The following is a 23,478-nucleotide window of genomic DNA, read 5'->3' on the forward strand; positions in this document are numbered from 1 at the left end:
TGTGTGGATGCTTGCTAATGGGCGGATGATCACTTCTGTGTGGTTGTTTGTGTGTTGTGGGTGTTCAGTGTTGTTTGAGAACTGTATAGTGGACGCGAGTATCTTCTTTTTTGTGATTTTTGTTTGAAATCATTGTTGTTCACGCGCTGGCTGCATGGATGTTTTGTTTGTGTGGTTGGTGTGTGGGTGTCTTAGTATTTGTGTGTTGTCTGTGAAGGGCGCACGGTGGATGCCTTGGGCATGATAAGCCGATGAAGGACGTGGAAGGCCGCGATAGTCCTCGGGGAGTTGTCAATCGAGCGTTGATCCGAGGGTGTCCGAATGGGGAAACCTGGCCACAGTTGTGTGTGGTCGCTGCATGGATGAATTCATAGTTTGTGTGGTGGTAACGCGGGGAAGTGAAACATCTTAGTACCCGTAGGAGAAGAAAATAATAATGATTCTGCTAGTAGCGGCGAGCGAACGTGGATTTTGGCTAAACTGCATGCGTGTGATACCTGGCAGGGGTTGCGTGTGTGGGGTTGTGGGGTTGTGTTGTGCGGTGCTGCCATGCCGTGCCCTGGTGTCATGTGTTAGCGGAAGTGGTTTGGAATGGCCTGCCGTAGACGGTGAGAGTCCGGTACGTGAAAGCATGTGGTGTTGGGGTTGACATGATGTACCCGAGTAGCAGCGGGCTCGTGGAATCTGCTGTGAATCTGCCGGGACCGCCCGGTAAGCCTGAATACTTATTGTGACCGATAGTGTATGAGTACCGTGAGGGAATGGTGAAAAGTACCCCGGGAGGGGAGTGAAATAGTACCTGAAACCGTGTGCCTACAAGCCGTCAGAGCCTTTTAGAGGGTGATGGCGTGCCTTTTGAAGAATGAGCCTGCGAGTCAGCGGCATGTCGCGAGGTTAACCCGTGTTGTGGGGTAGCCGTAGGGAAACCGAATCCTAATGAGGGTGTTTTTAGTGGCGTGTCCTGGACCCGAAGCGGGGTGATCTACCCATGGCCAGTGTGAAGCAGCTGTAAGAGGCTGTGGAGGCGCGAACCCACTTAGGTTGAAAACTGAGGGGATGAGTTGTGGGTAGGGGTGAAAGGCCAATCAAACTCCGTGATAGCTGGTTCTCCCCGAAATGCATTTAGGTGCAGCGTCGTGTGTTTCTTGCCGGAGGTAGAGCTACTGGTTGGTTGAGCGGGACTATCATCTTAGCGACGTCAGCCAAACTCCGAATGCCGGTAAGTCAGAATGCGGCAGTGAGACTGCGGGGGATAAGCTTCGTTAGTCGAGAGGGAAACAGCCCAGATCGCCGGTTAAGGCCCCTAAGAGTGTGCTAAGTGGAAAAGGATGTGGGATCGCGAAGACAGCCAGGAGGTTGGCTTAGAAGCAGCCATCCTTGAAAGAGTGCGTAATAGCTCACTGGTCGAGTGGTTCTGCGCCGACAATGTAGTGGGGCTCAAGTACACCGCCGAAACCGCGGAACTCAATCTTTTGGTTGGGTTGGTAGGGGAGCGTCGTGTGATCGTGGAAGCTGCCGGGTGACCGTGTGGTGGAGGTTATGCGAGTGAGAATGCAGGCATGAGTAGCGAATGATGCGTGTGAAACGTATCCGCCGGATGACTAAGGGTTCCTGGGTCAAGCTAATCTTCCCAGGGTGAGTCGGGTCCTAAGGCGAGGCCGACAGGCGTAGTCGATGGTTAACGGGTTGATATTCCCGTACCCGTGTGTGTGCGACCAATGGTGAATCAGTGATACTAACCACCCTGAAGCGTGTCACATGCACTTTGTGTGTGTGGTGTGTGGATGCGTGGGACCTGATCTGGTAGTAGCCAAGCGATGGGGTGACGCAGGAAGGTAGCCAAGCCACTGATTGGATTGTGGTGTAAGCGTGTGGCCCGCAGGATTAGGTAAATCCGTCCTGCATGTGGGTGAGGCGTGATGCGTACCCGTTGTGGGGATGTTGGTGATCCTATGCTGTCGAGAAAAGCCTCTAGTGAGTGCATGTACGGCCCGTACCGTAAACCGACACAGGTGGTCAGGTAGAGAATACTAAGGCGTTCGGGTGAACTGTGGTTAAGGAATTCGGCAAAATGGCCCCGTAACTTCGGGAGAAGGGGTGCCACTGCTGGTGAACGACGTGTTGAGCTGGTGGTGGTCGCAGAGAATAGAGGGAAGCGACTGTTTACTAAAAACACAGGTCCGTGCGAAGACGGGTAAGTCGATGTATACGGACTGACGCCTGCCCGGTGCTGGAAGGTTAAGAGGACCTGTTAGGACTTTTGTCCGAAGCGGAGAATTTAAGCCCCAGTAAACGGCGGTGGTAACTATAACCATCCTAAGGTAGCGAAATTCCTTGTCGGGTAAGTTCCGACCTGCACGAATGGCGTAACGACTTCCCTGCTGTCTCAACCACAGGCCCGGTGAAATTGCAGTACGAGTAAAGATGCTCGTTACGCGCGGCAGGACGAAAAGACCCCGGGACCTTCACTATAGCTTGGTATTGGTGTTCGGTTCGGTTTGTGTAGGATAGGTGGGAGACTGTGAAGCGGCTACGCTAGTGGTTGTGGAGTCGTTGGTGAAATACCACTCTGATCGGATTGGGCATCTGAACCTCGGCCCGTGATCCGGGTTAGGGACAGTGCCTGGTGGGTAGTTTAACTGGGGCGGTTGCCTCCCAAAGTGTAACGGAGGCGCCCAAAGGTTCCCTCAGCCTGGTTGGCAATCAGGTGTTGAGTGTAAGTGCACAAGGGAGCTTGACTGTGAGACTGACAGGTCGAGCAGGTACGAAAGTAGGGACTAGTGATCCGGCACCGGCTTGTGGAAGCGGTGTCGCTCAACGGATAAAAGGTACCCCGGGGATAACAGGCTGATCTTCCCCAAGAGTCCATATCGACGGGATGGTTTGGCACCTCGATGTCGGCTCGTCGCATCCTGGGGCTGGAGTAGGTCCCAAGGGTTGGGCTGTTCGCCCATTAAAGCGGCACGCGAGCTGGGTTTAGAACGTCGTGAGACAGTTCGGTCTCTATCCGCCGTGCGCGTTGAAACTTGTAGAAGGCTGTCCCTAGTACGAGAGGACCGGGACGGACATACCTCTGGTGGGCCAGTTGTCACGCCCGTGGCATGGCTGGTTGGCTACGTATGGGAGGGATAACCGCTGAAAGCATCTAAGCGGGAAGCCTGTTCTGAGATGAGGTTTCTTTTGAGGTTCCCTGTAGATTATGGGGTTGATAGGCCGGATCTGGAAGTCATGTGAGTGATGGAGGTGACCGGTACTAATTAGCCGATGTTCAACACATTATTTGTGTGCTAGGGTTTTGATTTCTTGTCGCATTGTGAGTGTGCTCGCGTCTGTTATGCAGTGTCTGGAACGGCACGACACACCAGCTGTGTTTGGTTGGGTGTGTGTTTTGTTCTGAATTGGTTTGTCGGTGGTTGTTAGCGGTGGGGTCACGCCCGGTCCCTTTCCGAACCCGGAAGCTAAGCCTACCTGCGCTGATGGTACTGCACCTGGGAGGGTGTGGGAGAGTAAGTCACCGCCGGCACTAAAACTAAAGAAGAAGTGGGGTGTGGGTCGTTGTAACCTTTCAAAAGGTTGCAGCAACCCACACCTCATTTTTTTATGCCTTTATCGCAAAGCTGCGGAAAAGTAGGCGTCAATAGCAAAAGACAACAACATTGCGCCTCCGCAACAAGCGAAACTAGGATTGATAAGGTTCACGGGACGGGCCCTACAACCCGAAAAGACGAAGACGACGGAAGGTAAACCCCCAAGAATGGCTGAAAACTCAAGCAAAAATCGCGGACGCGGTGGCCGGCCCCAGGGGGAGGGCAAATTCCGCAACAAGGGCGGCTTCAAGCCCAACCGCGGCGGCCGCCCCAACCGCACCTCCAACAAGAAGCGCGGCTCCAACTGGGAAACCCAGCGTGGCCCACACAGCGGCCCGCACCGGGCCGGCTACCGCGAGGAGCGCCTCAACAAGCGGCTCAACGAACCAGAGGTTCCCAAGGATCTCGACCCGAAGGAGCTCGACCCTTCCGTACGCCAGGAACTCCGCAGCCTTTCCAAGGACAACGCGGACATGGTGGCGAAGCACCTGATCATGGCCGCCACGCTTCTAGACGATGAGCCGGAGAAGGCGCTCGCCCACGCTCGCGCTGCCAAGGACCGCGCAGGTCGAGTCTCCGTCGCCCGCGAAACCTGCGGCATCGTCGCCTACCACGCAGGCGAGTGGAAGGAAGCCATCTCCGAGCTGCGCGCTGCCCGCCGTATGGCAGGCGGCCCCGGTTTACTGCCCGTCCTCGCCGACGCGGAGCGCGGCCTCGGCAAGCCCGCGAAGGCCCTGGAAGTAGCCAACGACCCGCAGGCCGACAAGCTGGATGCGGAGTCCAAGGCCGAGCTGGCCATCGTCGTCGCCGGCGCCCACCAGGATCTCGGCCAGTCCGACGAAGCCCTGCTGGCCCTGGAAGCTCAGCTGGACAACGCCGAAGCCCCGGATGTAACCCGCATGCGCCTGTACTACGCCTACGCGGACGCACTGGCCACAGCCAAGCGCAACGACGAGGCCATCGACTGGTTCACCCGCGCAGGCGAAATGGATACCGAAGAGGTCCTGGATGTCCCGGACCGCCTGGCCGAGCTGGGCACAGACCCCAACGGTGCAGATCAGAACAAGGATAAGTAGGCCATGGCCCACCCGCTGCTGGATAACTACGACGCACTACTAGCCGACCTCGACGGCACCGTGTTCTCTGGCCACACCCCAATCCCGGGCGCGGCAGAAGGCCTGGAAGGCCGCAAGGTCATGTACGTAACCAACAATGCCTCGCGCTCCCCGCAGCAGGTCGCCGAGCACCTGAACTCTATGGGCTTCCCCGCGAAGGCGGAAGACGTGGTTACCTCGGCCATGGCCGCCTGCGACCTGGGCAAGCGCTACATCGCCGAGTGCGGTATCGAGCAGCCAATTGCATACGTTATCGGCCACGATTCCTTTAAACAGCTGGTAGCCGACGCGGGCTTTGAGGTGACGGAGACCGCAGATGATCAGCCGCACGTGGTTTTCCACGGCCACAGCCCGGACAGCAACTGGGCACGCCTCTCCGAGGGCGCCCTGGCCATCCAGCGCGGCGCCCGCTACTTCGCCTCCAACCTAGATACGACCTTGCCCTCCGAGCGCGGCTTCCTGGTCGGCAACGGTTCTATGGTCGCAGCCGTGTCCTCCGCCACGGGAGTTACCCCCGAATCCGCTGGCAAGCCCGGCCCCGCCATGTTCGTGGTCGCCGCCCGCCGCGTCGGTTCTACAAAGCCCCTGGCCGTCGGCGATCGTCTGGATACCGATATCGCAGGTGGTAACGCCGCGGGAATGGACACGCTTTGCACCGTCACTGGGGTGTCTACCCACACCGATATTATTGACGCCCCCTCGTCCCACCGACCCACGTTTATTGCAGGTAACCTACGCGACCACCTGCCGGGGTGGTCTGCAAGCGTGGACGAGGGAACTAACCGCATCCGCGTGACCGCCGGCGAGCTGGGAGACGTGGAAGTCATGGCCGCCGAAGCGTTGGCCGTGGCTGCGCCGCTGGCGTGGAAGCTGATCGACGACCCGGAGATCCCGCAGATCACTAGGGCTGAGAACATCGACTTTGTAGGCGCAGACGCGCAAGCCATGGAGGCTTTGGGAGGTTGGAAGTAAGTGGGCGAGGGGCAACCGAAACCTTCGATGCTGTCGGGGGACAGTAGGCGTCAACAAGAAGAGCTGGCACAGGCCGTCGACGAGCTACTCGCGCGCGACGTCCACGGCGCCGAAGAAGCAGCGGTGCTGGAAGAAGCACACCGGGTAGTCAACGAGGCGCTCGGGGGCGAACGCTAATGGCCAAGAGGGGACCGAAGCTGCAGCGGCTGGACGCGGAACTGGTGGCGCGGAGGATCGCCCGCAGCCGCGAGCATGCCCAGGAAATGATCAAGTCCGGGCGCGTGACCGTCAACGGCATGCTGGCGAAGAAGCCGGCCAGCGGCGTGGACGGGCACGTATCCATCAAAGTCGCAGAGTCCGAAGACGACCGGTGGGCCAGCCGCGGCGCGCACAAGCTTCTGGGAGCACTGGAGGCTTTCGAGCCGCAGGGCCTCAGCGTGGAAGGCAAGACCGTCCTGGATGCCGGAGCCTCCACCGGCGGCTTTACCGATGTGTGCCTGGATCGCGGTGCGGCGAAGGTGAAGGCGGTGGACGTGGGCTATGGCCAGTTGATCTGGCGGCTGCAGAACGACGACCGGGTGGACGTCATGGATCGCACGAACGTGCGTACCCTCACCTCCGAAGACCTCGGCGGTCAGGTGGACCTGATGGTCGGGGACTTAAGTTTTATTTCCATCCGCCTGGTGCTGCCCGCGCTGGCCGCGTGCGTGAAGGAAGGCGGGGATCTGCTGCCGATGGTGAAGCCACAGTTCGAGGTCGGCAAGGATCGCCTGGGGCACGGCGGGGTGGTGCGTAGCCCCGAATTGCGTGCGGAAGTGACCCGCGAGGTGGCCGTCGAGGCGATGAAGTATGGTTTGAGTACGAAGGCCGTTGTCGCCTCTCCGCTGCCGGGGCCGAGCGGCAATGTTGAGTATTTTCTTTGGTTGGTCAAGGACAGTGCTGCGGTTTCACCTAGCATGGTTGAAGAGGCTGACTACACCGGCCTGGACGAGATGATTGCAACCGCCATTAAGGAGGGCCCGCAGTGACCACACCGGGGACGGATCACGCCGCGGATCAGGGCGCGGAATCTGGTGACAAGGGCACCAAGGCCGCTTCGGCTACTTCGGGCGCGAACAACGAACGCGAGGTTCTGCTGGTTGCGCACACCGGTGTGCACGAGAACCTAGGCTTGGCGGCGGAGGCAGCGTCGCGGCTGCAAAAGGGTGGCATCAACGTTCGCGTGATGGCCACCGCCGATCCTGCTCCGGTGGCTCGCCACGAGATTCTGGGGCGCTTCAAGCGCTTCGGCCACACCAAGGAAGCCGCCACTGGCGTGGAGATGGTGATCGTCCTGGGCGGCGATGGCACCTTCCTGCGCGCAGCCGACATCGCGCACTCCGCGGACGTGCCGGTGTTGGGCATCAACATGGGCCACATTGGTTTCCTCGCGGAGTGGGAGCAGGAATCCCTGCAGGAGGCTGTGGACCGCGTGATCAACCGCGATTACCGCATCGAAGACCGCATGACCCTGTCGATTACCGCCCGCGACATGGACGGCCGTGTGCTGGGCACGGGCTGGGCACTGAACGAATGCTCTGTGGAGAACCTGAACCGCCAAGGTGTGCTGGATACGATCCTGGAGGTCGACGAGCGCCCTGTTTCTTCGTTCGGTTGTGACGGTGTTTTGGTATCGACGCCCACAGGTTCCACTGCCTATGCCTTCAGCGCAGGTGGCCCGGTTCTGTGGCCGGAGTTAGATGCGATTCTGGTGGTAACCAGCAACGCGCACACGCTCTTTAGTCGCCCGCTGGTGGTCTCCCCGAACTCGATGGTGGCAGTGGAGACGAACCCGTCGACCTCGCCCGCGACCGTGGTGATGGATGGTTTCCGCCAGATCCACATGCCCCCGGGAGCGCGCGTGGAGATCCGCCGCGGCCCGCAGCCGGTGCGTTGGGTGCGCCTGGATTCCGCACCGTTTACCGACCGACTGGTACACAAGTTCCGCTTGCCCGTGACGGGCTGGAGGGGTCCGCGCCACTAGTAATGCTGCACGAACTACACATTCGCAACCTCGGCGTGATCGAGGAGGCGACGGCGGAGTTTTCCACGGGCTTGAGCGTTGTCACCGGCGAGACCGGTGCAGGTAAGACGATGGTGGTCAGCTCCCTGCGGCTGCTTTCCGGGCACCGCGCGGACGCCTCCCGCGTGCGCAATGGCGCGGACAGGGCCAGCGTGGAGGGGATTTTCTCTGCGGATTCTGCGGCTGTGGATGAGCTGGTTGAGCAGGTCGGCGGGTATGTCGACGATGGGGAGGTTATCGCTTCCCGCACGGTGAACGCCACGGGGCGTTCTCGTGCGCACCTCGCGGGCAAGACGGTGGCCGCAGGCGTGCTGGGAGAGTTCGCGGGCCACGTCATTACGATCCATGGGCAAAACGACCAGCTGCGGCTTCTGGATCCGGTGCGGCAGCTCGGTGCCTTGGATGACTACGCGGGGCTGGGGGAGAAGGTCGCCACCTACCAGGCTCGCCGCGCTGAGTGGCTGCGTTTGGATAAGGATCTGCGCCGTCGCATGGAGGCGCGCCGCGATCTGGCTCTGGAGAGCGAAACTCTGCAGCGCGCGGTGGAGGCGATAGACGAGATCGATCCGCAGCCGGGCGAGGACGTGGAGGTCAAGGCGCAGATTAAGCGCCTGCAGGCCGCGGATGATATTCGCGCGGGTCTGCAACGTGCCCAGGCGGCCCTGGACGGCATGGATGGCCTGTCCGGGGATGATTTCGGCGATTCCGAAGGTGCCAGTGCCCTGGTCGGCCAGGCGACAAACGAGCTGACCAACCTGACGGATACCGAGGCGGAGGGCGGCAACCTTGCCGACCTGGCGAACCGGCTGGGCGAGGTGAGCGTGTTGCTGGCCGACATTTCCTCCGAGATCGGGCAGGCACTGCTGGACGTTCCCGACCCCGACGAGCTGGATGGGCTGCTGCAGCGCCAGACCCAGCTGCGAGAGCTCCGCAAGTATGCCGTGGACGTGGATGGGGCGCTGGCGTGGCGCGATCAGGCGCGCGAGCGTCTGGAGTCCATGGACGTTTCCGATGAGGCGTTGCAGAAGCTGCAGGACGATGTCGCGGCTGCGCGGGATGCGGCGCGCGCGGTGGCTGAGGAGTTGTCTTCGGCGCGCGTGAGGGCGTCCAAAAAATTTTCGAAGGCCGTCACCGAAGAGATCCGGGGACTGCATATGTCGGCCGAGATCCGCGTTGACGTGCGGCAGCCTGGCGAGAAGGCGGGCGAGAAGGCCGGTGAGCTCGGGCCGCACGGCATCGACGAGGTGGAGTTCCAGCTGGTGCAGGGCGGCAACGTGAATCCGCTGGCGGGTTCGGCTTCCGGCGGTGAGCTTTCGCGCGTGATGCTGGCGCTGGAGGTCGTGTTGGCCGCGGGGACGAAGGGCGGCCGGACGATGGTCTTCGACGAGGTCGACGCGGGCGTTGGTGGTAAAGCTGCCGTGGAGATCGGGCGCCGTCTGGCGAAGTTGGCGGTTGATAATCAGGTCATCGTCGTTACTCACTTGCCCCAGGTTGCTGCGTTTGGTGACGCCCACGTGTACGTAGCTAAGGCGACCTCGGCGGACTCGGTGACCTCCTCGGTCCGCACGCTCAGCGAGGATGAGCGGGTGGAGGAGTTGTCGCGCATGTTGGCTGGTTTGGAGTCTGAGACGGGGCGGGCTCACGCCGAAGAGCTGATGGCGATGGCTACGGAAGCGAAAGCGGACCTGTAGAAAAATTTTTCTGCCAGCGGGCGCGGAGGTGTGATCGGCGCTACAGTGGTGCTGTGTTAAGAGGGGGAGCGCGCACCCGCAGCGATCTGCGTGCAGTGTGAGGGGGAGGCTAAAGCGGTGAAGCGTGTAGCGGCAAGTGTGTTTCTAATTTTTTTTGGATTCGCTTTGACTGCGTGCGGTAGCGAGGGGGAGGAACCTGCCGTGACCGGTGCTTTTGCTGAAACGGAGGAGTTATCGACAGGCGGCGGCCCTGTGGATAACTCGGGTTCAGGAGAGGTTGAAGGCGATGGCCGTATGCTAAAACCTGAGGGGCACAAGGGGATGTGGTTCGAGACCGAGCCGACGGATCCGTGGGAACACTACGTGTGGGCATCGCAGAAGTTCGTGGGGGATCCCATAGAACTTCCGAAGCTAGAGGGGAAGGGGAATAAACAAGGTTTTCATGGGCTTCCAGACGTTTGCGATTCACGAGTTTCAGCACGACTAAAGGATATAGGCTTTGATCAAGAAATAGCGATTGATTCACCATTGAATTACACATGTAACTTTTTTGAAGTAGACCCCGTTAATGGGTCTTTTTCTGAGGCGTTATTCCAGGTTTCGCTTGATAGTTATCGACAAAGTAACGATTATCGGAAAGAGGTGGACTATGACCCGCAACGTGAGGATGTAGTTCCTGTTGGCGACGGAGGTGTCAATTCTAGTGAGTGTGCTATTTCCAAAAATGTTGACGACAGTAGGTTGGCGATCGAGAGCCTATCTGGGGTGTCAGGTAGCACTATTCAAGAAACGTGTTTGTACTCAGAGTATTTCTTTCAGATTTACGACAACATAGCTAGTATCTAATTATTCATAGGGGTGGGGAATGTTAAGGTTCGATATTTCTGGACTAAGGGCCGTTCAGCAAAGCTTGCGATCTGCATTGATTGCATTAAAAGGACTGAAGTCCGTTGGTCGAAGTTTGGGGAGTTACACCGGTGCACCGTCAGTTACGGGCGCTTTCTCGCAGCATCATTCGTTCTGGTCGGGGCAATCAGGATCCGCCGAGAATGTGCTCGATATTTTAAAATCCAATATTGAATGGCTTCAAGAAGTATTCTCCAATCAACTGGAAGGCTTCGACCTGCAGGAGTATTTCAGCAAGAAGTCCTTCGAGCAGGTGAATTCCCAGGTTTCGGTCGCCGATAACAGAATGCGGAAATTTTTTATCCCAACCCGCGATTCTCGGTCGATCGACAACCTGATGTACAACACGCCCGTGACTGTTGCGGAGGCCACCATGCCGCTCGCATCGCTCATCTCGGCGTTTCAGGGTGACGATTCCGTGCCTCTCGCGGTGGCAGACTCTTGGGAGAACGCAGCCAAGGCGCTCAAAGATTCCATGGATAACCTCAAGAGCGCATCCACTGGCCTGGCCAGCTCCTCCGAGGGTTACTCCTTCGACACAGCCCGTGAGGCGATCGACGATGTGCACAAGACCGGCCTTGTCGTGGCCTCCAACACCACCGCGATGGCTGGCTCCGTCCGCCAGTTCCCACTCGTCCGCAGCACCAACCTGCAAGCACTCGAAACCATCCAGGCCACAACCTCACTGATCGCCGACCCTGCGGAACGCCTACTCGCCGAACAAGCTGCCGTCGCCAACTTCGTTTCCTCGCAACTGCAGCCATCCCTAGAGATGGTCCGCCCGCCCGTCTCCAACCTCGGGGTTCCGATCGTTGGGCACTCTGGCGGAGGAACTCTGGACGCCACCACCGTCTCCACCGCCTCCGCTCAACCGACGGTCACGCACATCAACGGCCACACGAATGCTGTTGCTCCCGCAAGCGCCACGGCGCACGGCGAGCAAGCTGCCAACGCAGCAACCAACGCCCCGAAACCCGCTGCAGCTCCCGCAGCCACTCATGCGGCTCCGGCACCAGGTGGCCTGCACACTCCGGCTAACACGCCTGCACCCGTCCAGCCCGCAGCGGCCACAGCAGCACCTCAGGCTCCCGGATTCGCGCCCGGAGGCATCACGTCACCGGCACAGGCACCGACGATCACGCCGCACCAAGCAGCCACAGCCGCTGCCACTCCAACCGTTCCCGGCCAGGGCGGTACTTCCATGCCTGGGACAGAGAACCTCATCAACGCGCAGAATCGCTTCGGCGCTGGTGGAGCTGCAGCCGGGCGCCCCGGCGCGGTCAGCGAACTGGGAGGCAGGGGGAGCGGCCCACAGCTCCGCAGCATCAGTGGAGGCGCCGGCTCCGGAAGCGGCGCAAACTCCGTCACCGGCACGCCGAAGGCGGACTTGCGAAACGTCTCCACCACGGCACCTCGCCCGAACCTCCCGGGCAGTCTGAAAGCAATCTCCACCCCTCTCAGCGCCCCTCACGGCGAGAACGCGCACGCGAACACTCCCAACTCCGGCAAGGGCGCAACCTCCGCAGTCCACGGCGCCACTGGCGCTAAGGGCGGGGCTGGAATGAAGAGCGGCGGGAACGTGGCGTCCACAGCAATGGGTAGAGGAACAAGCATCGGCCGAGCAGGCAAGGGGGCGAAGACTGGCCTGCGCGGGTCGGCGGTTGCATTCGGCAAGCAGGATCGCTCGTACTTCCGGCGTATTTTCCTCAGTGGCGAGGATCCGCTGATTTCCGGGAAGAAGGCACGCGACCGAAAGAGCCGGGGCAAGGACCGAGCAACGGTGAAGAAGGTGATTCGCTAGAGTAAAACGGCCTTTCACCGGCGCGCCTAACGCAACACTGGCCACATGAACACCACAATGGTGGGCATGATTTTCTCCCGCAGCGACCAGCCCGGAATCAACGGCGCCACCCGTGACCTCACCGGACCCAAGGGATTTACGAAGGCCAAGATCTCCGAGGGCGACATTGCCATTGTCGACGAACCCGATATCAACCGTGCTAACTGCCAAAAGCTCATCGACGCGCGCGTAGCCGCCGTGGTGAACGCACAACAGTTCACCACCGGCCAGGTGCCGAACTTCGGACCGCAGATGATGCTCGACGCAGACATTCTGCTGATCGAGAACGCCGGAGACGACCTTCTCTCCAAGGTCAAGAACGGCAAGAAGGGCCGCGTTGACGAGGGCAAGGTCTACTACGGCGACCGCTCCATCGGCGGTGGCGAAATCCTGGACATGGATACCGCCGCCACCCGCTTCGAGGACGCCCGCGAGGCACTCGGCGACCACATGGAAGCCCTGTCTGGCAATATGTCTGAATTCGTCCGCTCCGAGGCCCCGCTGCTGGTCGACGGCCTCGGCATCCCGGATGTCGACGTGGACATGGATGACCGCAAGGTGCTGGTGGCCAGCCCTGATGCGAACATCGAGCAGAAGCTGAAGGACCTGCGCTACTTCATGCGCGAGTACTCGCCGATCATCGTCGCTGTGGAGAACGCAGCCGACAGCCTGATGCAGGAGGGCTACCGCCCGAACGTGATCATCGGCGACCCGGAGAAGATCTCCAACGAGGCACTGCGTTGCGGCGCCACCGTGGTGCTGCCCGCAGACCCGGACGGCCACGCGGTTGGCCTGGAGCGCATCCAAGATCTCGGCGTGGGCGCAATGACCTTCCCCGCTGCCACCCAGGACCCAACCGACTTGGCGCTGCTGCTGGCCAACTACCACGGTGCATCCATGGTGGTAAACCTCGGCGAGGCGGAGGATCTGGACCGTGTGTTCCAGCGCGCCCAGTCGCCGGAAACCCCGTCGGCTTTGATGTCTCGCCTGCGCGTTGGCCCCCGTCTGGTCGACTCCACCGCCGTGGCGGAGCTCTACCGTGTTTCCCGCTCTGGCGGCGGTTGGATTTGGGCGCTGCTGGGCATCCTGGTCGCCCTGGCCGCCATCGTTGTGATCATCGGCTTCTCTGGCGATGGATCTTTCGTGGACAACCTCGTGGACACCTGGAACAACTTCGCGCTGAGCGTGCAGGATCTGTTCAAGAAGTAACGCAGGAATAGCAGGGAGGCAAGAGGCAAAAGCATGAGCAAGAACTCGAAGGGCTCCGCCGGCAGAGTGATCGCCGGCCTGGGCTTCGGCGTGGCCGTCGGCACAGCACTGGGATTTTTCGCCCTCGCCCCGAATGTGCCGGGCGGACCTGTGGCAAAGGATTCCTCCGCCGAGCAGGAGCTAAAGAGCGAGCAGACCGCGCGCGAGAAGGCTGAGGGACAGTCCACCGCCAGCGACAAGGTCTTGGGCTCCGTCGCGGGTCCGGCGGTGCGCAACCTGTTGCGCGGTTCGGCGGTAGACCTTTTTGTGCTTCCGGACGCCGACCAGGCCAACGTCGACAGCCTCCAGCGCCTGGTCAAAATGGCCGGTGGGGAAGTCCACGGTGTGATCGAGGTGACGGAGAAGGCGCTGGACGCCAACAATGGAGACTCTCTGAAGTCCATCGCGGCGAACTCCCTGCCGGCCGGTGCGAAGCTTTCGGAAGACAAGCTGGACCCGGGTATGCACACCGGCCAGCTGCTGGGCGCAGCCCTGGGTGCAGGCGACAAGGAAGCCAGCGAATCGGACCGGGGCGTGGCCCTGGGCGCACTATCCAACGAGGACTTTATCGCCTACCAAGGAGAGGCGCCGAAGACCGCCGACCTGGCCCTGGTCGTGGGCGGGGACACTGCCGACGACAAGGACCGCGGCAACTACGGCACCAAGTTCGTCGCCGACTTCGCCGCTGGCCTGGATTCCCGCATGAAGGGCGCCGTTCTGGCCGCCCAGGCAGGCAGTGCAGAGGACGACGGCGCGGTGGGCCAGGTTCGTGCGGACCGGGCTTCGAAGGAAGCCGTCTCTACTGTGGACAACGTGGACACCGTCGCAGGTCGCATCGCTGCAATCCGCGCGCTGGGCCAGCAGAAGGACGGCAAGGCGGGGCACTACGGGGCTGCTGCGAACGCGTCGGATGCTACGCCGGAATAGGCTTGTGTTAGGCTGAAACCCCGTAGATAGCGAAGTTTAAGCGTCGTTGATTCGGGAGTTACCTTGGCCAATAATCGTGCAAAGAACAGCACTAAATACATCTTCGTCACCGGCGGCGTGGCGTCCTCGCTGGGCAAGGGGCTCACAGCAGCTAGCCTGGGGCAGCTGCTGTCCTCCCGTGGTCTGCGCGTAACGATGCAGAAGCTGGATCCGTACCTGAACGTTGATCCGGGCACCATGAACCCCTTCGAGCACGGCGAAGTGTTCGTCACCGAGGACGGTGCGGAGACCGACCTGGACCTCGGCCACTACGAGCGCTTCCTGGACCGCAACCTCTCCGCCGCTGGCAACGTGACTACCGGCAAGGTGTACTCCAACGTCATCGCCAAGGAGCGCCGCGGCGAGTTCCTGGGCAAGACCGTCCAGGTGATCCCGCACATCACCGACGAGATCAAGGCCGCAGTGCTGGCCATGGGGCAGCCGGATAAGAACGGCCAGTCTCCGGACGTCGTCATCAGCGAGATCGGCGGAACCGTCGGCGACATCGAGTCCCAGCCCTTCCTGGAGGCCATCCGCCAGGTCCGCCACGAGGCCGGTCGCGAGAACATTGCCTTCATCCACGTTTCCCTGGTGCCTTACCTGGCGCCGTCGGGTGAGCTGAAGACGAAGCCGACCCAGCACTCCGTCGCGGAGCTGCGCAGCATCGGTATCGTCCCGGATGCAATCGTCCTGCGCGCCGACCGTGAGGTCCCGCAGGCCATGAAGTCCAAGATTGCCCTTATGTGTGACGTGGACGAGGACGGCGTGGTTTCCTGCCCGGATGCGCCTTCTATTTATGACATCCCGAAGGTGCTGCACTCCCAGCACCTGGATAACTACATCATCCGTCGCCTGAACTTGCCGTTCCGTGACGTGGACTGGACGACATGGGGCAACCTGCTGGAGAGCGTCCACAACCCGCAGGGCGAGGTGACCATCGGCATCGTCGGCAAGTACATCGACCTGCCGGATGCGTACCTCTCCGTCGCGGAAGCCATCCGCGCCGGCGGTTTCGGAGCTAACGTGCGTGCCAACGTGAAGTGGATCGCCTCCGACGAGTGCGAAACCGAGAAGGGCACTGCCGAGGCCCTGAAGGACGTCGACGGTGTGGTCATCCCCGGTGGCTTCGGCAATCGCGGCATCGAGGGCAAGATCGGCGCCATCACCTACGCCCGCAAGAACAAGCTGCCGCTGCTGGGCATCTGCCTGGGTCTGCAGTGCATCGTGATTGAGGCCGCGCGCACCGCGGGGCTCACCGATGCTTCTTCTACCGAGTTTGACGCCAACGCCTCCACCCCTGTGATCTCCACCATGGAGGAGCAGAAGGCAGCTGTGTCGGGCGAGGCGGACTTGGGCGGAACCATGCGTCTGGGCGCCTACCCGGCGCGTCTGGCCGAAGGCTCCCTGGTCGCTGAGATGTACGGCGCCGCCGACGTCTCGGAGCGCCACCGCCACCGTTACGAGGTGAATAACGCATACCGCGAGCAGATCACCGAGGGCTCTGGCCTGCAGTTCTCCGGTACCTCCCCGGACGGCACCCTGGTGGAGTTCGTGGAGTACCCGAAGGACGTGCACCCGTACTTCGTGGCCACCCAGGCTCACCCGGAGTACAAGTCCCGGCCGACCCGCTCCCATCCGCTGTTCCAGGGGCTGGTGGATGCTGCGCTGCAGCACCAGGCTGAGCGCTCCTAAACCGGCGTTCCTAATCCAGCGCTCCTACACTAGGGAGTCATGAGCAACGACAGCACCCCGTACCGCGTTGTAGATAGTGAACTGCTGCTGGATGCGCCGATCATCGGCGTGCGGCGCGATACCATCACCACCGCCACCGGCGAGGCGAAGCGCGAGATCGTGGAGCACTTCTCCGCAGTCGCGGTCGCCGCCGTGCGCGATAACCACGTGATGATGATCCGCCAGTACCGCCACGGCGTGGGCCGCCACCTTTGGGAGATCCCCGCCGGCCTGCTGGACCTGGTCGGGGAGGATCCCCTGGAGGCCGCCCGCCGTGAGCTGGCCGAGGAAGCCGGCCTGCGCGCCCACAACTGGCACCTGCTGGGGGATGTCGTGACCTCCCCGGGCTTCAGCGAGGAAATGTGCCGCATCTACCTGGCCGAAGACTTGGACGATGACCTCTCCGACTTCGACTTGCCGGAGGCCGAGTTTGAGGAGGCGGAGATTGAAACCCGCTGGGTGCCCATCCCCGAAGCCATTGAGTGGGTGCAGACGGGCAAGGTGGAAAACTCCATTGCCACCATCGCCCTGCTGCACCTGGCCGCCGGTACCCGCCGGGACGTCTCCGAGGCCTTCAACTATCACTCCGGCCTCGCCGATCGCCGCTCCGCCAGCGCGGAAGCCAAGCCCGGCTCGGACATGAAGTTCATCCGTTGAGCGCAGAAGCTAACCGCAAACTCGTCACGGCCTACATCCGGCACCTGAAGACCGAGCGCGATGTGTCCGTACACACCCTGTCGAACTACCAGCGCGACCTCGACCGCTACCTGGAGTGGCTAGGGGCAAAGGCGCTGCAGGACGTCACCGCCGCGGACATCGAGGACCACCTGGTTTATCTCCGCAAGGATCTGAACCTCGCGGCGTCCTCCGCCGCCCGCGGGCTGGCGGCGATCCGCGGGCTGCACTCCTTCGCCCACGCCGATGGCCGCCTGCCCTTCGACGTTGCGGCGGACGTCCCCACGCCCTCGCTGGGCGGTTCCATCCCGAAGGCCCTAAGCCTGGCACAGGTAGAGGCTTTGCTGAACGCGGTGCCGGCGGGTGACGGGGCGTCCCAAATAAACATCCGCGACCGTGCGCTGCTCGAGATGCTCTACTCGACCGGCGCGCGCATCACCGAGCTACTAGACCTCGACGTCGACGACCTCGACCGGGAACAGCGCGTGCTGCTGGTGCGCGGTAAGGGCGGCAAGGAACGCATCGTGCCGCTCGGGCGCCCCGCGCTGCAAGCGGTGGAGCGCTACCTGGTGCGGGCGCGGCCGAGCCTGAACAAGAAGGGCAGCCCCGCGCTGTTCCTCAACAACCGCGGGGCGCGCCTCGGCCGCCAATCGGGTTTCAAGATTGTTTCGCAGGCGGCGGAGGCGGCGGGGCTGGAGCACGTTTCGCCGCACAGTCTGCGCCACAGCTTCGCGACGCACCTGTTGGAGGGCGGCGCGGATATTCGTGTGGTACAGGAACTTCTCGGGCACGCTAGCGTGGCTACCACGCAGATTTACACCAAGGTCAGCCCTGAGCACTTGAGGGAAATTTGGGCCTCATCTCACCCCCGTACCTAGTGCGCCTGATAATCTCTAGGGTGTAATTAAAGGCTATTTATCACAATCAAGGGAAAGGGCTTGACGGGATCGCCGATGTCACGTTCACAGTCACACGCGGATGCGTTGTTTGATAAGCCCGATCAGCGCATCGGCCTGACCGGACGACCGATCAAGGAGCTGCCGGACCCCGAGCCGTTGGACCGCCACGGCCCGGCTTCCATCATCGCAATGTGCAACCAGAAGGGCGGGGTGGGCAAGACCACCTCGACAATCAACATCGGTGCTTCGCTGGCCGCGTTTGGTCGAAAGGTGCTGCTGGTGGACCTGGACCCGCAGGGCGCACTGTCCGCAGGTCTGGGCATTAGCCACGACGAGCTGGACGTTACGGTCTACAACCTGTTGGTCGATTCTTCGGCCTCTATTCTTGACGCCATCCACTCCAGCCCCGTCGACGGTCTGGACGTCGTTCCGGCGAATATCGACCTGTCGGCTGCGGAGATCCAGCTGGTGAACGAGGTCGGCCGCGAGCAAGCCCTGGCCCGCGCGCTGCGGCCCGTGATGCGCGACTACGACTTCATCATCGTCGACTGCCAACCTTCGCTGGGTCTGCTGACGGTCAACGCGCTGAGCTGTGCGGATTCGGTGATCATTCCGGTGGAGTCCGAGTACTTCTCCCTGCGCGGTCTGGCGCTGCTGATGGACACGGTGGATAAGGTTCGCGACCGCCTGAACTTCAAGCTCGAAGTGCTGGGCATCCTGGTGACGATGTTCGACCGCCGCACCCTGCACGCCCGCGAGGTGATGGAGCGGCTGGTGGAAGCGTTCGGGGACAAGGTCTTCGATTCCGTCATCACTCGCACCGTGCGCTTCCCGGAGACCTCGGTGGCCGGCGAGCCGATCAACACCTGGGCGCCGAGCTCGTCTGGCGCGGTGCAGTATTCGAATCTGGCGAAGGAAGTCATTGAGCGCGTCGCTCAGCAAATCTAGCCAGCCCGTGCAGGAGCCAGAGCAACCGGAGCAGGCCGAGCAGCCAGAGATCACTGGCTTCCGGGTGGCGCTGGCTAATTTCGATGGCCCGTTCGACCTGCTGCTGCAGCTGATCCACTCCCACAAGCTGGACATCACTGAGGTCGCTCTGGCTCAAGTCACCGACGAGTTCATCGCCTATACCAAGAACTTGAGCTCCAGCGCCGAGGACCTGGACGAGGTCACGGAGTTCTTGGTGGTCGCCTCCACGCTGCTGGACCTTAAAGCGGCCCGCCTGGTGCCGCGCGGTGAGGTGGACAGCGAGGAAGATCTCGCACTGCTGGAAACCCGCGACCTGCTGTTCGCCCGCCTGCTGCAGTACCGCGCCTACAAGCAGGTCGCCGACCTTTTCGCCGACTGGCAACGAGACGCCGCCCGCGCCTATCCGGCAATCCTGTCCCTGGAGGAACACCACGCAAACCTGCTGCCGGAGGTGAAGATCGGCAAGACCGCCGACGAGTTCGCCGAGCTGGCTGCGGCCGTGTTCCGCCCTAAGCCCGATCACGTGGAGACCGGACACATCCACCAGGTTGCGGTTTCCGTGCCGGAGCAGGCCGGGCGGATTCTCAATACCCTCAAGGTCGCCGGCGAGAACACCTGGGTGACCTTCGGGGCGCTCGTCGCCGACGCGGAGCTGAACATGATCGTCGTAGGCCGCTTCCTGGCACTGTTGGAGCTGTACAAGGCCCGCGCCATAGGCATCGAACAGCCCGAGCCGCTGCAGGACATGTCGGTGGCTTGGACCGGGCTGGATGTCGACCCGGCGGTGGTGGCGGCCAGCAACTGGGAGTAGGCGTCACAAAGAAAGAACAGAAAGGCACACACCATGAGCGATCTAAATCCCAACCCCGCGCCGCTGCCGCAGGTGTCGGTGCTGCGCAGCCGCGTGGAATCGCTGCTGCTGATAAGCGACGAGGCAGTGACGCCCACAGAGCTCGCCCGCGTGCTTTCCAACGAGGACAACGCGGTGCCAGAAGCCGAGGTGGCGCGCACCCTCCACGAGATCGCGGCGGAGTACGAAGCCCGGGGAAACGGCTTTGAACTGCGTGAACACGAGGGCGCTTTCCGGCTGTACACGCGGCGCGCGAACTCGGACGTGGTGGAGGCCAAGCTGCTGGACGGCACGCAACAGCGCCTGAGCCGCGCGGCCCTGGAGACTCTCGCGGTGGTGGCCTACCGGCAGCCCGTCACGCGCAGCCAGGTGGCGGCGGTGCGCGGTGTGAACTGCGACGGCGTGATGCGCACCCTTTCCCTGCGCGGGCTGATCGCCGAGACGGGGGAGCAGGGCGGAGCGCACCTGTACTCCACGACCGAACTTTTCCTGGAACAGATCGGCATCGAATCGCTGGAGGAACTGCCGGATCTGGCGCCGCTGCTGCCAGAAGTGGACAGCATCGACAGCCTGGACAATATCGACAATTAAGCAGGTTGAAGGGTATAGTTCGGGCTGATAATTCAAGATTTTAGTTCGAAGGGCTAGAAACACCGTGGACACACCCGCTCGCCGAGACGGCACACCGGAGACCGCTCCGAAAGACATCTACCTATCCCAGGCCAAGCCCGCCAAGCGCCAGCACGTGACGGCGCAGGAGGCAGAGGCCGCACTCAACAAGCCAGATTCGGAGAAGGCCCAGGTGCGCCTGCAAAAGGTGCTGGCTTCTGCGGGTGTGGCTAGCCGCCGCATGAGTGAGAAGCTCATCGCCGCCGGTCGCGTGGAAGTTAACGGCGAAGTCGTGGTGAAGATGGGCACCCGCATCGACCCGAGCGTGGACATCGTCCGCGTGGATGGCGAGCGCGTGCAGGTCAACGAAGAGATGGTCTACTTCGTGCTGAACAAGCCCCGCGGAGTGCACTCCACGATGAGCGACGACCTGGGCCGCCCGTGCGTGGGAGACCTGGTGGGTACGCGCCTGAAGGAAGGCCAGGGGCTGTTCCACGTCGGCCGCCTGGACGCACAGACCGAGGGCCTGCTGCTGCTCACCAACGACGGCGAGCTGGCCAACCGCCTAATGCACCCCAAATACGAAGTAAAGAAGACCTACATGGCCACCGTGCTGGGTGAGGCGAGCCGCAAGCTGATCCGCGAGCTGAAGGACGGCGTGGAGCTGGACGACGGCATTGCCCGCGCCGACAACGTGCAGATCGTGGACGTGTGGCAAGGCAAGTCGCTGATCAAGGTGGAGCTGCACGAGGGGCGCAAGCACATCGTGCGCCGCATGCTGAAGGAGGCCGGCTTCCCGGTCCAGGCGCTGGTGCGCACCAAGATCCACACCGTGCAGCTGGGCGAGCAGAAGCCGGGCACGATCCGCGCGCTGAACCAGGCGGAACTGCAGAGCATGTACAAGAAGGTCGGGCTGTAGTTAGCCAGCAACGAGCCAGTAACTATCCAGCGCAGCTAGAACAGCCGACATAAACACACAATTAATTAGGGGAACGACCTTTCTATGACGAACGCACCTTTCTACGAGCCCGGCTCCGCGCTGGATCAGCTCGCCAGCGCAAAGAACATTGAGGACGGCGGTCTGATCGTCGCCGTCGACGGCCCGAGCGGCACCGGCAAGTCCACCGTCTGCCGCCGCCTGGCTACCGCCGCGGACGCGAAATATCTGGATACCGGCGCCATGTACCGCGTAGCCACGCTGCATGTGCTGCGCCAGGGCATCGACCCTTCCGAGGAGTCCGCACGCGAGGCGATCATCGCCGCCACCGCCGACCTGCCGCTGGAGATCAACGAGGATCCCACCTCCACCGAGGTGCTGCTGGACGGCACCGACGTTTCCGGCGAGATCCGCGGCCCCGAGGTTACCGCGCATGTTTCCGCCGTCGCCGCCATCCCGGAGGTGCGCGAGAACCTGGTGGCCCTGCAGCGCTCTTTGGCCTTCGCCGCCGGTCGCTGCGTGGTCGAGGGGCGCGACATCGGAACTGTGGTTCTTGAGGACGCCCCCGTGAAGATCTTCATGACGGCCTCCGCCGAGGTGCGGGCTCAGCGCCGATACGATCAGGACCTGGAAGCTGGCCGAGACGCGGACTACGAGGCTGTACTCGCGGATGTGCAGCGCCGTGATGAGGCCGACTCCTCCCGTAAGACCTCTCCGCTCCGCCCGGCAGAGGATGCCGTGATTGTAGACACCGGCGAGATGGACATCGACGCAGTGCTGGAGAAGTTGGCGCAGCTGACCCTGGCCAGCGCCAAGCCGGACAGCCTGGATTCCCCGGCGGAGCTGATCTTCCGCACCGCCGATGGCGAGGTGCTGGGGGAGTCCGACTTCTCCGCCGCCGAATTCTCCGAGTACGACGATGACGAGTTCGACGAGGGCAACGAGTCCGGCCCCGACGAATTCTTCATCACCGGCCCGGACGACTTCACCCTCGAGGGCGGCGGCGACATGCCGGAATCCGACGAGGACTGGGAAGCCCTGGAGGAAGCCTTCGGTGTGCTCGGCGACGAGGAGGCCGAGCAGGAGGCCTTGTGCACCGTTGCCATCGTCGGCCGCCCGAACGTGGGCAAGTCCACCCTGGTGAACCGCTTCATCGGCCGCCGCGAGGCTGTGGTGGAGGACTTCCCGGGCGTCACCCGCGACCGTATTTCCTACCTGGGCGAGTGGTCCGGCCGCCGCTTCTGGGTGCAGGATACGGGCGGCTGGGATCCGGATGCGAAGGGCATCCACGCCGCCATCGCCCGCCAGGCGGAGACCGCCATGGAAACAGCCGACGTCATCGTCTTCGTGGTCGACTCGAAGGTCGGCATCACCTCCACCGACGAGGTCATCGCCCGCAAGCTGCAGCGCAGTAAGGTGCCCGTGATCGTGGTGGCCAACAAGTGCGATGCGGATGCGCAGCTGGGCGACGTCGCCGAGTTCTGGGCGCTGGGCCTGGATAACCCGTACCCGGTGTCCGCCCAGCACGGCAAGGGCGCGGCGGACGTCATGGACGAGGTCCTGCGCGTCTTCCCGGAGCACCCGCGCGAGCTCTCCGTCGTTTCTGGCCCGCGCCGCGTGGCCCTGGTCGGTCGCCCGAACGTGGGCAAGTCCTCTCTGCTGAACAAGATCACGGGCGAGGAGCGCTCCGTGGTCAACAACGTTGCAGGCACCACTGTCGACCCGGTCGACTCCATCGTGGAGCTGGAGGAAAAGACCTGGAAGTTCGTCGATACCGCCGGCATCCGCAAGAAGACGAAGCACGCGCGCGGCCACGAGTTCTACGCCTCGCTGCGCACCCGCTCCGCCATCGACGCGGCGGAGGTCGTTGTTTTTCTTGTTGACGCCAGCGAGCCCATCGCCGAGCAGGATCAACGAGTGCTTCGCATGATCCTCGACTCGGGGCGTGCCCTGGTGGTGGCCTACAACAAGTGGGACCTGGTGGATGAGGACCGTCGCGACCTGCTGGAGCGGGAGATCGAGCTGCAGCTTTCCCACGTCCCATGGGCCCGCCGCGTGAACATTTCCGCAAAGACGGGCCGCGCGCTGCAGAAGCTGGAGCCCGCGATGATCGAGGCCTTGGAGAGCTGGGATCAGCGCATCTCCACCGGTCAGCTGAATACCTGGCTACGTGCGGTGATTGCGGAGACCCCGCCGCCGATGCGTGGCGGCCGCCTGCCGCGCGTGCTGTTTGCCACCCAGGCATCCACCAAGCCACCGGTGATCGTGCTGTTCACCACGGGCTTCCTGGAGCACGGCTACCGCCGCTTCCTGGAGCGCAAGCTGCGCGAGGCCTTCGGCTTCGAGGGCTCTCCGGTGCGCATCGCGGTGCGTGTGCGCGAGAAGAAGCGTAAGAAGTAGGCGCTAGAAGTAGGCGCCAAA

Annotated in this window: 18 protein-coding genes and 2 rRNA genes; all 20 read left to right on the forward strand. The window is 62.3% G+C overall.

Going from position 1 to position 23,478, the window contains the following annotated elements; genetic code table 11:
* Positions 1-201 precede the first annotated feature (201 nt).
* Positions 202-3,278, forward strand: a 23S ribosomal RNA gene (locus JQ46_RS08920).
* Positions 3,279-3,405: 127 nt separating this feature from the next.
* Positions 3,406-3,523 (forward strand): 5S ribosomal RNA (gene rrf / locus JQ46_RS08925).
* 231 nt (positions 3,524-3,754) lie between these two features.
* The gene (locus tag JQ46_RS08930; RefSeq protein ID WP_034987433.1) at positions 3,755-4,663 is read left to right on the forward strand and encodes a tetratricopeptide repeat protein; all 909 of its coding nucleotides are present in this window, start codon (positions 3,755-3,757) and stop codon (positions 4,661-4,663) included.
* Positions 4,664-4,666: 3 nt separating this feature from the next.
* Positions 4,667-5,674, forward strand: a complete 1,008-nt coding sequence (locus JQ46_RS08935; RefSeq protein ID WP_034987437.1) for an HAD-IIA family hydrolase — start codon at positions 4,667-4,669, stop codon at positions 5,672-5,674.
* The gene (locus JQ46_RS11360; protein ID WP_005294519.1) at positions 5,675-5,851 is read left to right on the forward strand and encodes a hypothetical protein; all 177 of its coding nucleotides are present in this window, start codon (positions 5,675-5,677) and stop codon (positions 5,849-5,851) included.
* On the forward strand, positions 5,851-6,702 hold the full coding sequence (locus JQ46_RS08940) for a TlyA family RNA methyltransferase (RefSeq protein ID WP_034987440.1): 852 nt from the start codon (positions 5,851-5,853) through the stop codon (positions 6,700-6,702). Before JQ46_RS11360 ends, JQ46_RS08940 begins: the two co-directional genes overlap by 1 nt.
* Positions 6,699-7,697 (forward strand): NAD kinase, encoded by a 999-nt coding sequence (locus tag JQ46_RS08945; RefSeq protein ID WP_034987442.1) that lies wholly within the window; start codon positions 6,699-6,701, stop codon positions 7,695-7,697. Before JQ46_RS08940 ends, JQ46_RS08945 begins: the two co-directional genes overlap by 4 nt.
* 2 nt (positions 7,698-7,699) lie before the next feature.
* Positions 7,700-9,427, forward strand: coding sequence for a DNA repair protein RecN (recN, locus tag JQ46_RS08950; RefSeq protein WP_034987445.1), 1,728 nt, complete (start codon positions 7,700-7,702; stop codon positions 9,425-9,427).
* 201 nt (positions 9,428-9,628) lie between these two features.
* Positions 9,629-10,273 (forward strand): hypothetical protein, encoded by a 645-nt coding sequence (locus tag JQ46_RS10825; protein ID WP_192817262.1) that lies wholly within the window; start codon positions 9,629-9,631, stop codon positions 10,271-10,273.
* Positions 10,274-10,478: 205 nt separating this feature from the next.
* Positions 10,479-12,134, forward strand: coding sequence for a hypothetical protein (locus JQ46_RS08960; protein ID WP_237744791.1), 1,656 nt, complete (start codon positions 10,479-10,481; stop codon positions 12,132-12,134).
* 45 nt (positions 12,135-12,179) lie between these two features.
* Positions 12,180-13,382 carry a putative cytokinetic ring protein SteA gene (steA, locus tag JQ46_RS08965; protein ID WP_080719531.1) on the forward strand — a complete coding sequence of 401 codons (1,203 nt, stop codon included), beginning with the start codon at positions 12,180-12,182 and terminating at the stop codon, positions 13,380-13,382.
* 33 nt (positions 13,383-13,415) lie between these two features.
* Positions 13,416-14,348 (forward strand): copper transporter, encoded by a 933-nt coding sequence (locus JQ46_RS08970; RefSeq protein ID WP_034987448.1) that lies wholly within the window; start codon positions 13,416-13,418, stop codon positions 14,346-14,348.
* A gap of 63 nt (positions 14,349-14,411) precedes the next feature.
* The gene (locus tag JQ46_RS08975; RefSeq protein WP_034987451.1) at positions 14,412-16,079 is read left to right on the forward strand and encodes a CTP synthase; all 1,668 of its coding nucleotides are present in this window, start codon (positions 14,412-14,414) and stop codon (positions 16,077-16,079) included.
* 39 nt (positions 16,080-16,118) lie between these two features.
* Positions 16,119-16,775 (forward strand): NUDIX domain-containing protein, encoded by a 657-nt coding sequence (locus tag JQ46_RS08980; protein WP_034987454.1) that lies wholly within the window; start codon positions 16,119-16,121, stop codon positions 16,773-16,775.
* A complete protein-coding gene (locus tag JQ46_RS08985; protein WP_034987456.1) occupies positions 16,772-17,671 on the forward strand; it encodes a site-specific tyrosine recombinase XerD in 900 nt (299 codons plus the stop codon). Before JQ46_RS08980 ends, JQ46_RS08985 begins: the two co-directional genes overlap by 4 nt.
* A 75-nt stretch (positions 17,672-17,746) precedes the next feature.
* A complete protein-coding gene (locus JQ46_RS08990) occupies positions 17,747-18,640 on the forward strand; it encodes a ParA family protein (RefSeq protein ID WP_005294544.1) in 894 nt (297 codons plus the stop codon).
* 7 nt (positions 18,641-18,647) lie between these two features.
* Positions 18,648-19,472 (forward strand): segregation and condensation protein A, encoded by an 825-nt coding sequence (locus tag JQ46_RS08995; protein ID WP_034987633.1) that lies wholly within the window; start codon positions 18,648-18,650, stop codon positions 19,470-19,472.
* 33 nt (positions 19,473-19,505) lie between these two features.
* Positions 19,506-20,102 carry an SMC-Scp complex subunit ScpB gene (scpB, locus tag JQ46_RS09000; RefSeq protein WP_034987460.1) on the forward strand — a complete coding sequence of 199 codons (597 nt, stop codon included), beginning with the start codon at positions 19,506-19,508 and terminating at the stop codon, positions 20,100-20,102.
* A 64-nt stretch (positions 20,103-20,166) separates the two neighbouring features.
* Positions 20,167-21,039: a pseudouridine synthase gene (locus JQ46_RS09005; protein ID WP_034987463.1), complete on the forward strand. Its 873-nt coding sequence runs from the start codon at positions 20,167-20,169 to the stop codon at positions 21,037-21,039.
* An 84-nt stretch (positions 21,040-21,123) separates the two neighbouring features.
* The gene (gene der / locus JQ46_RS09010) at positions 21,124-23,457 is read left to right on the forward strand and encodes a bifunctional cytidylate kinase/GTPase Der (protein ID WP_034987466.1); all 2,334 of its coding nucleotides are present in this window, start codon (positions 21,124-21,126) and stop codon (positions 23,455-23,457) included.
* The last annotated feature ends 21 nt before the right edge of the window (positions 23,458-23,478 follow it).

This window comes from Corynebacterium jeikeium (genome assembly GCF_000738175.1).
GTDB lineage: Bacteria > Actinomycetota > Actinomycetes > Mycobacteriales > Mycobacteriaceae > Corynebacterium > Corynebacterium jeikeium_C.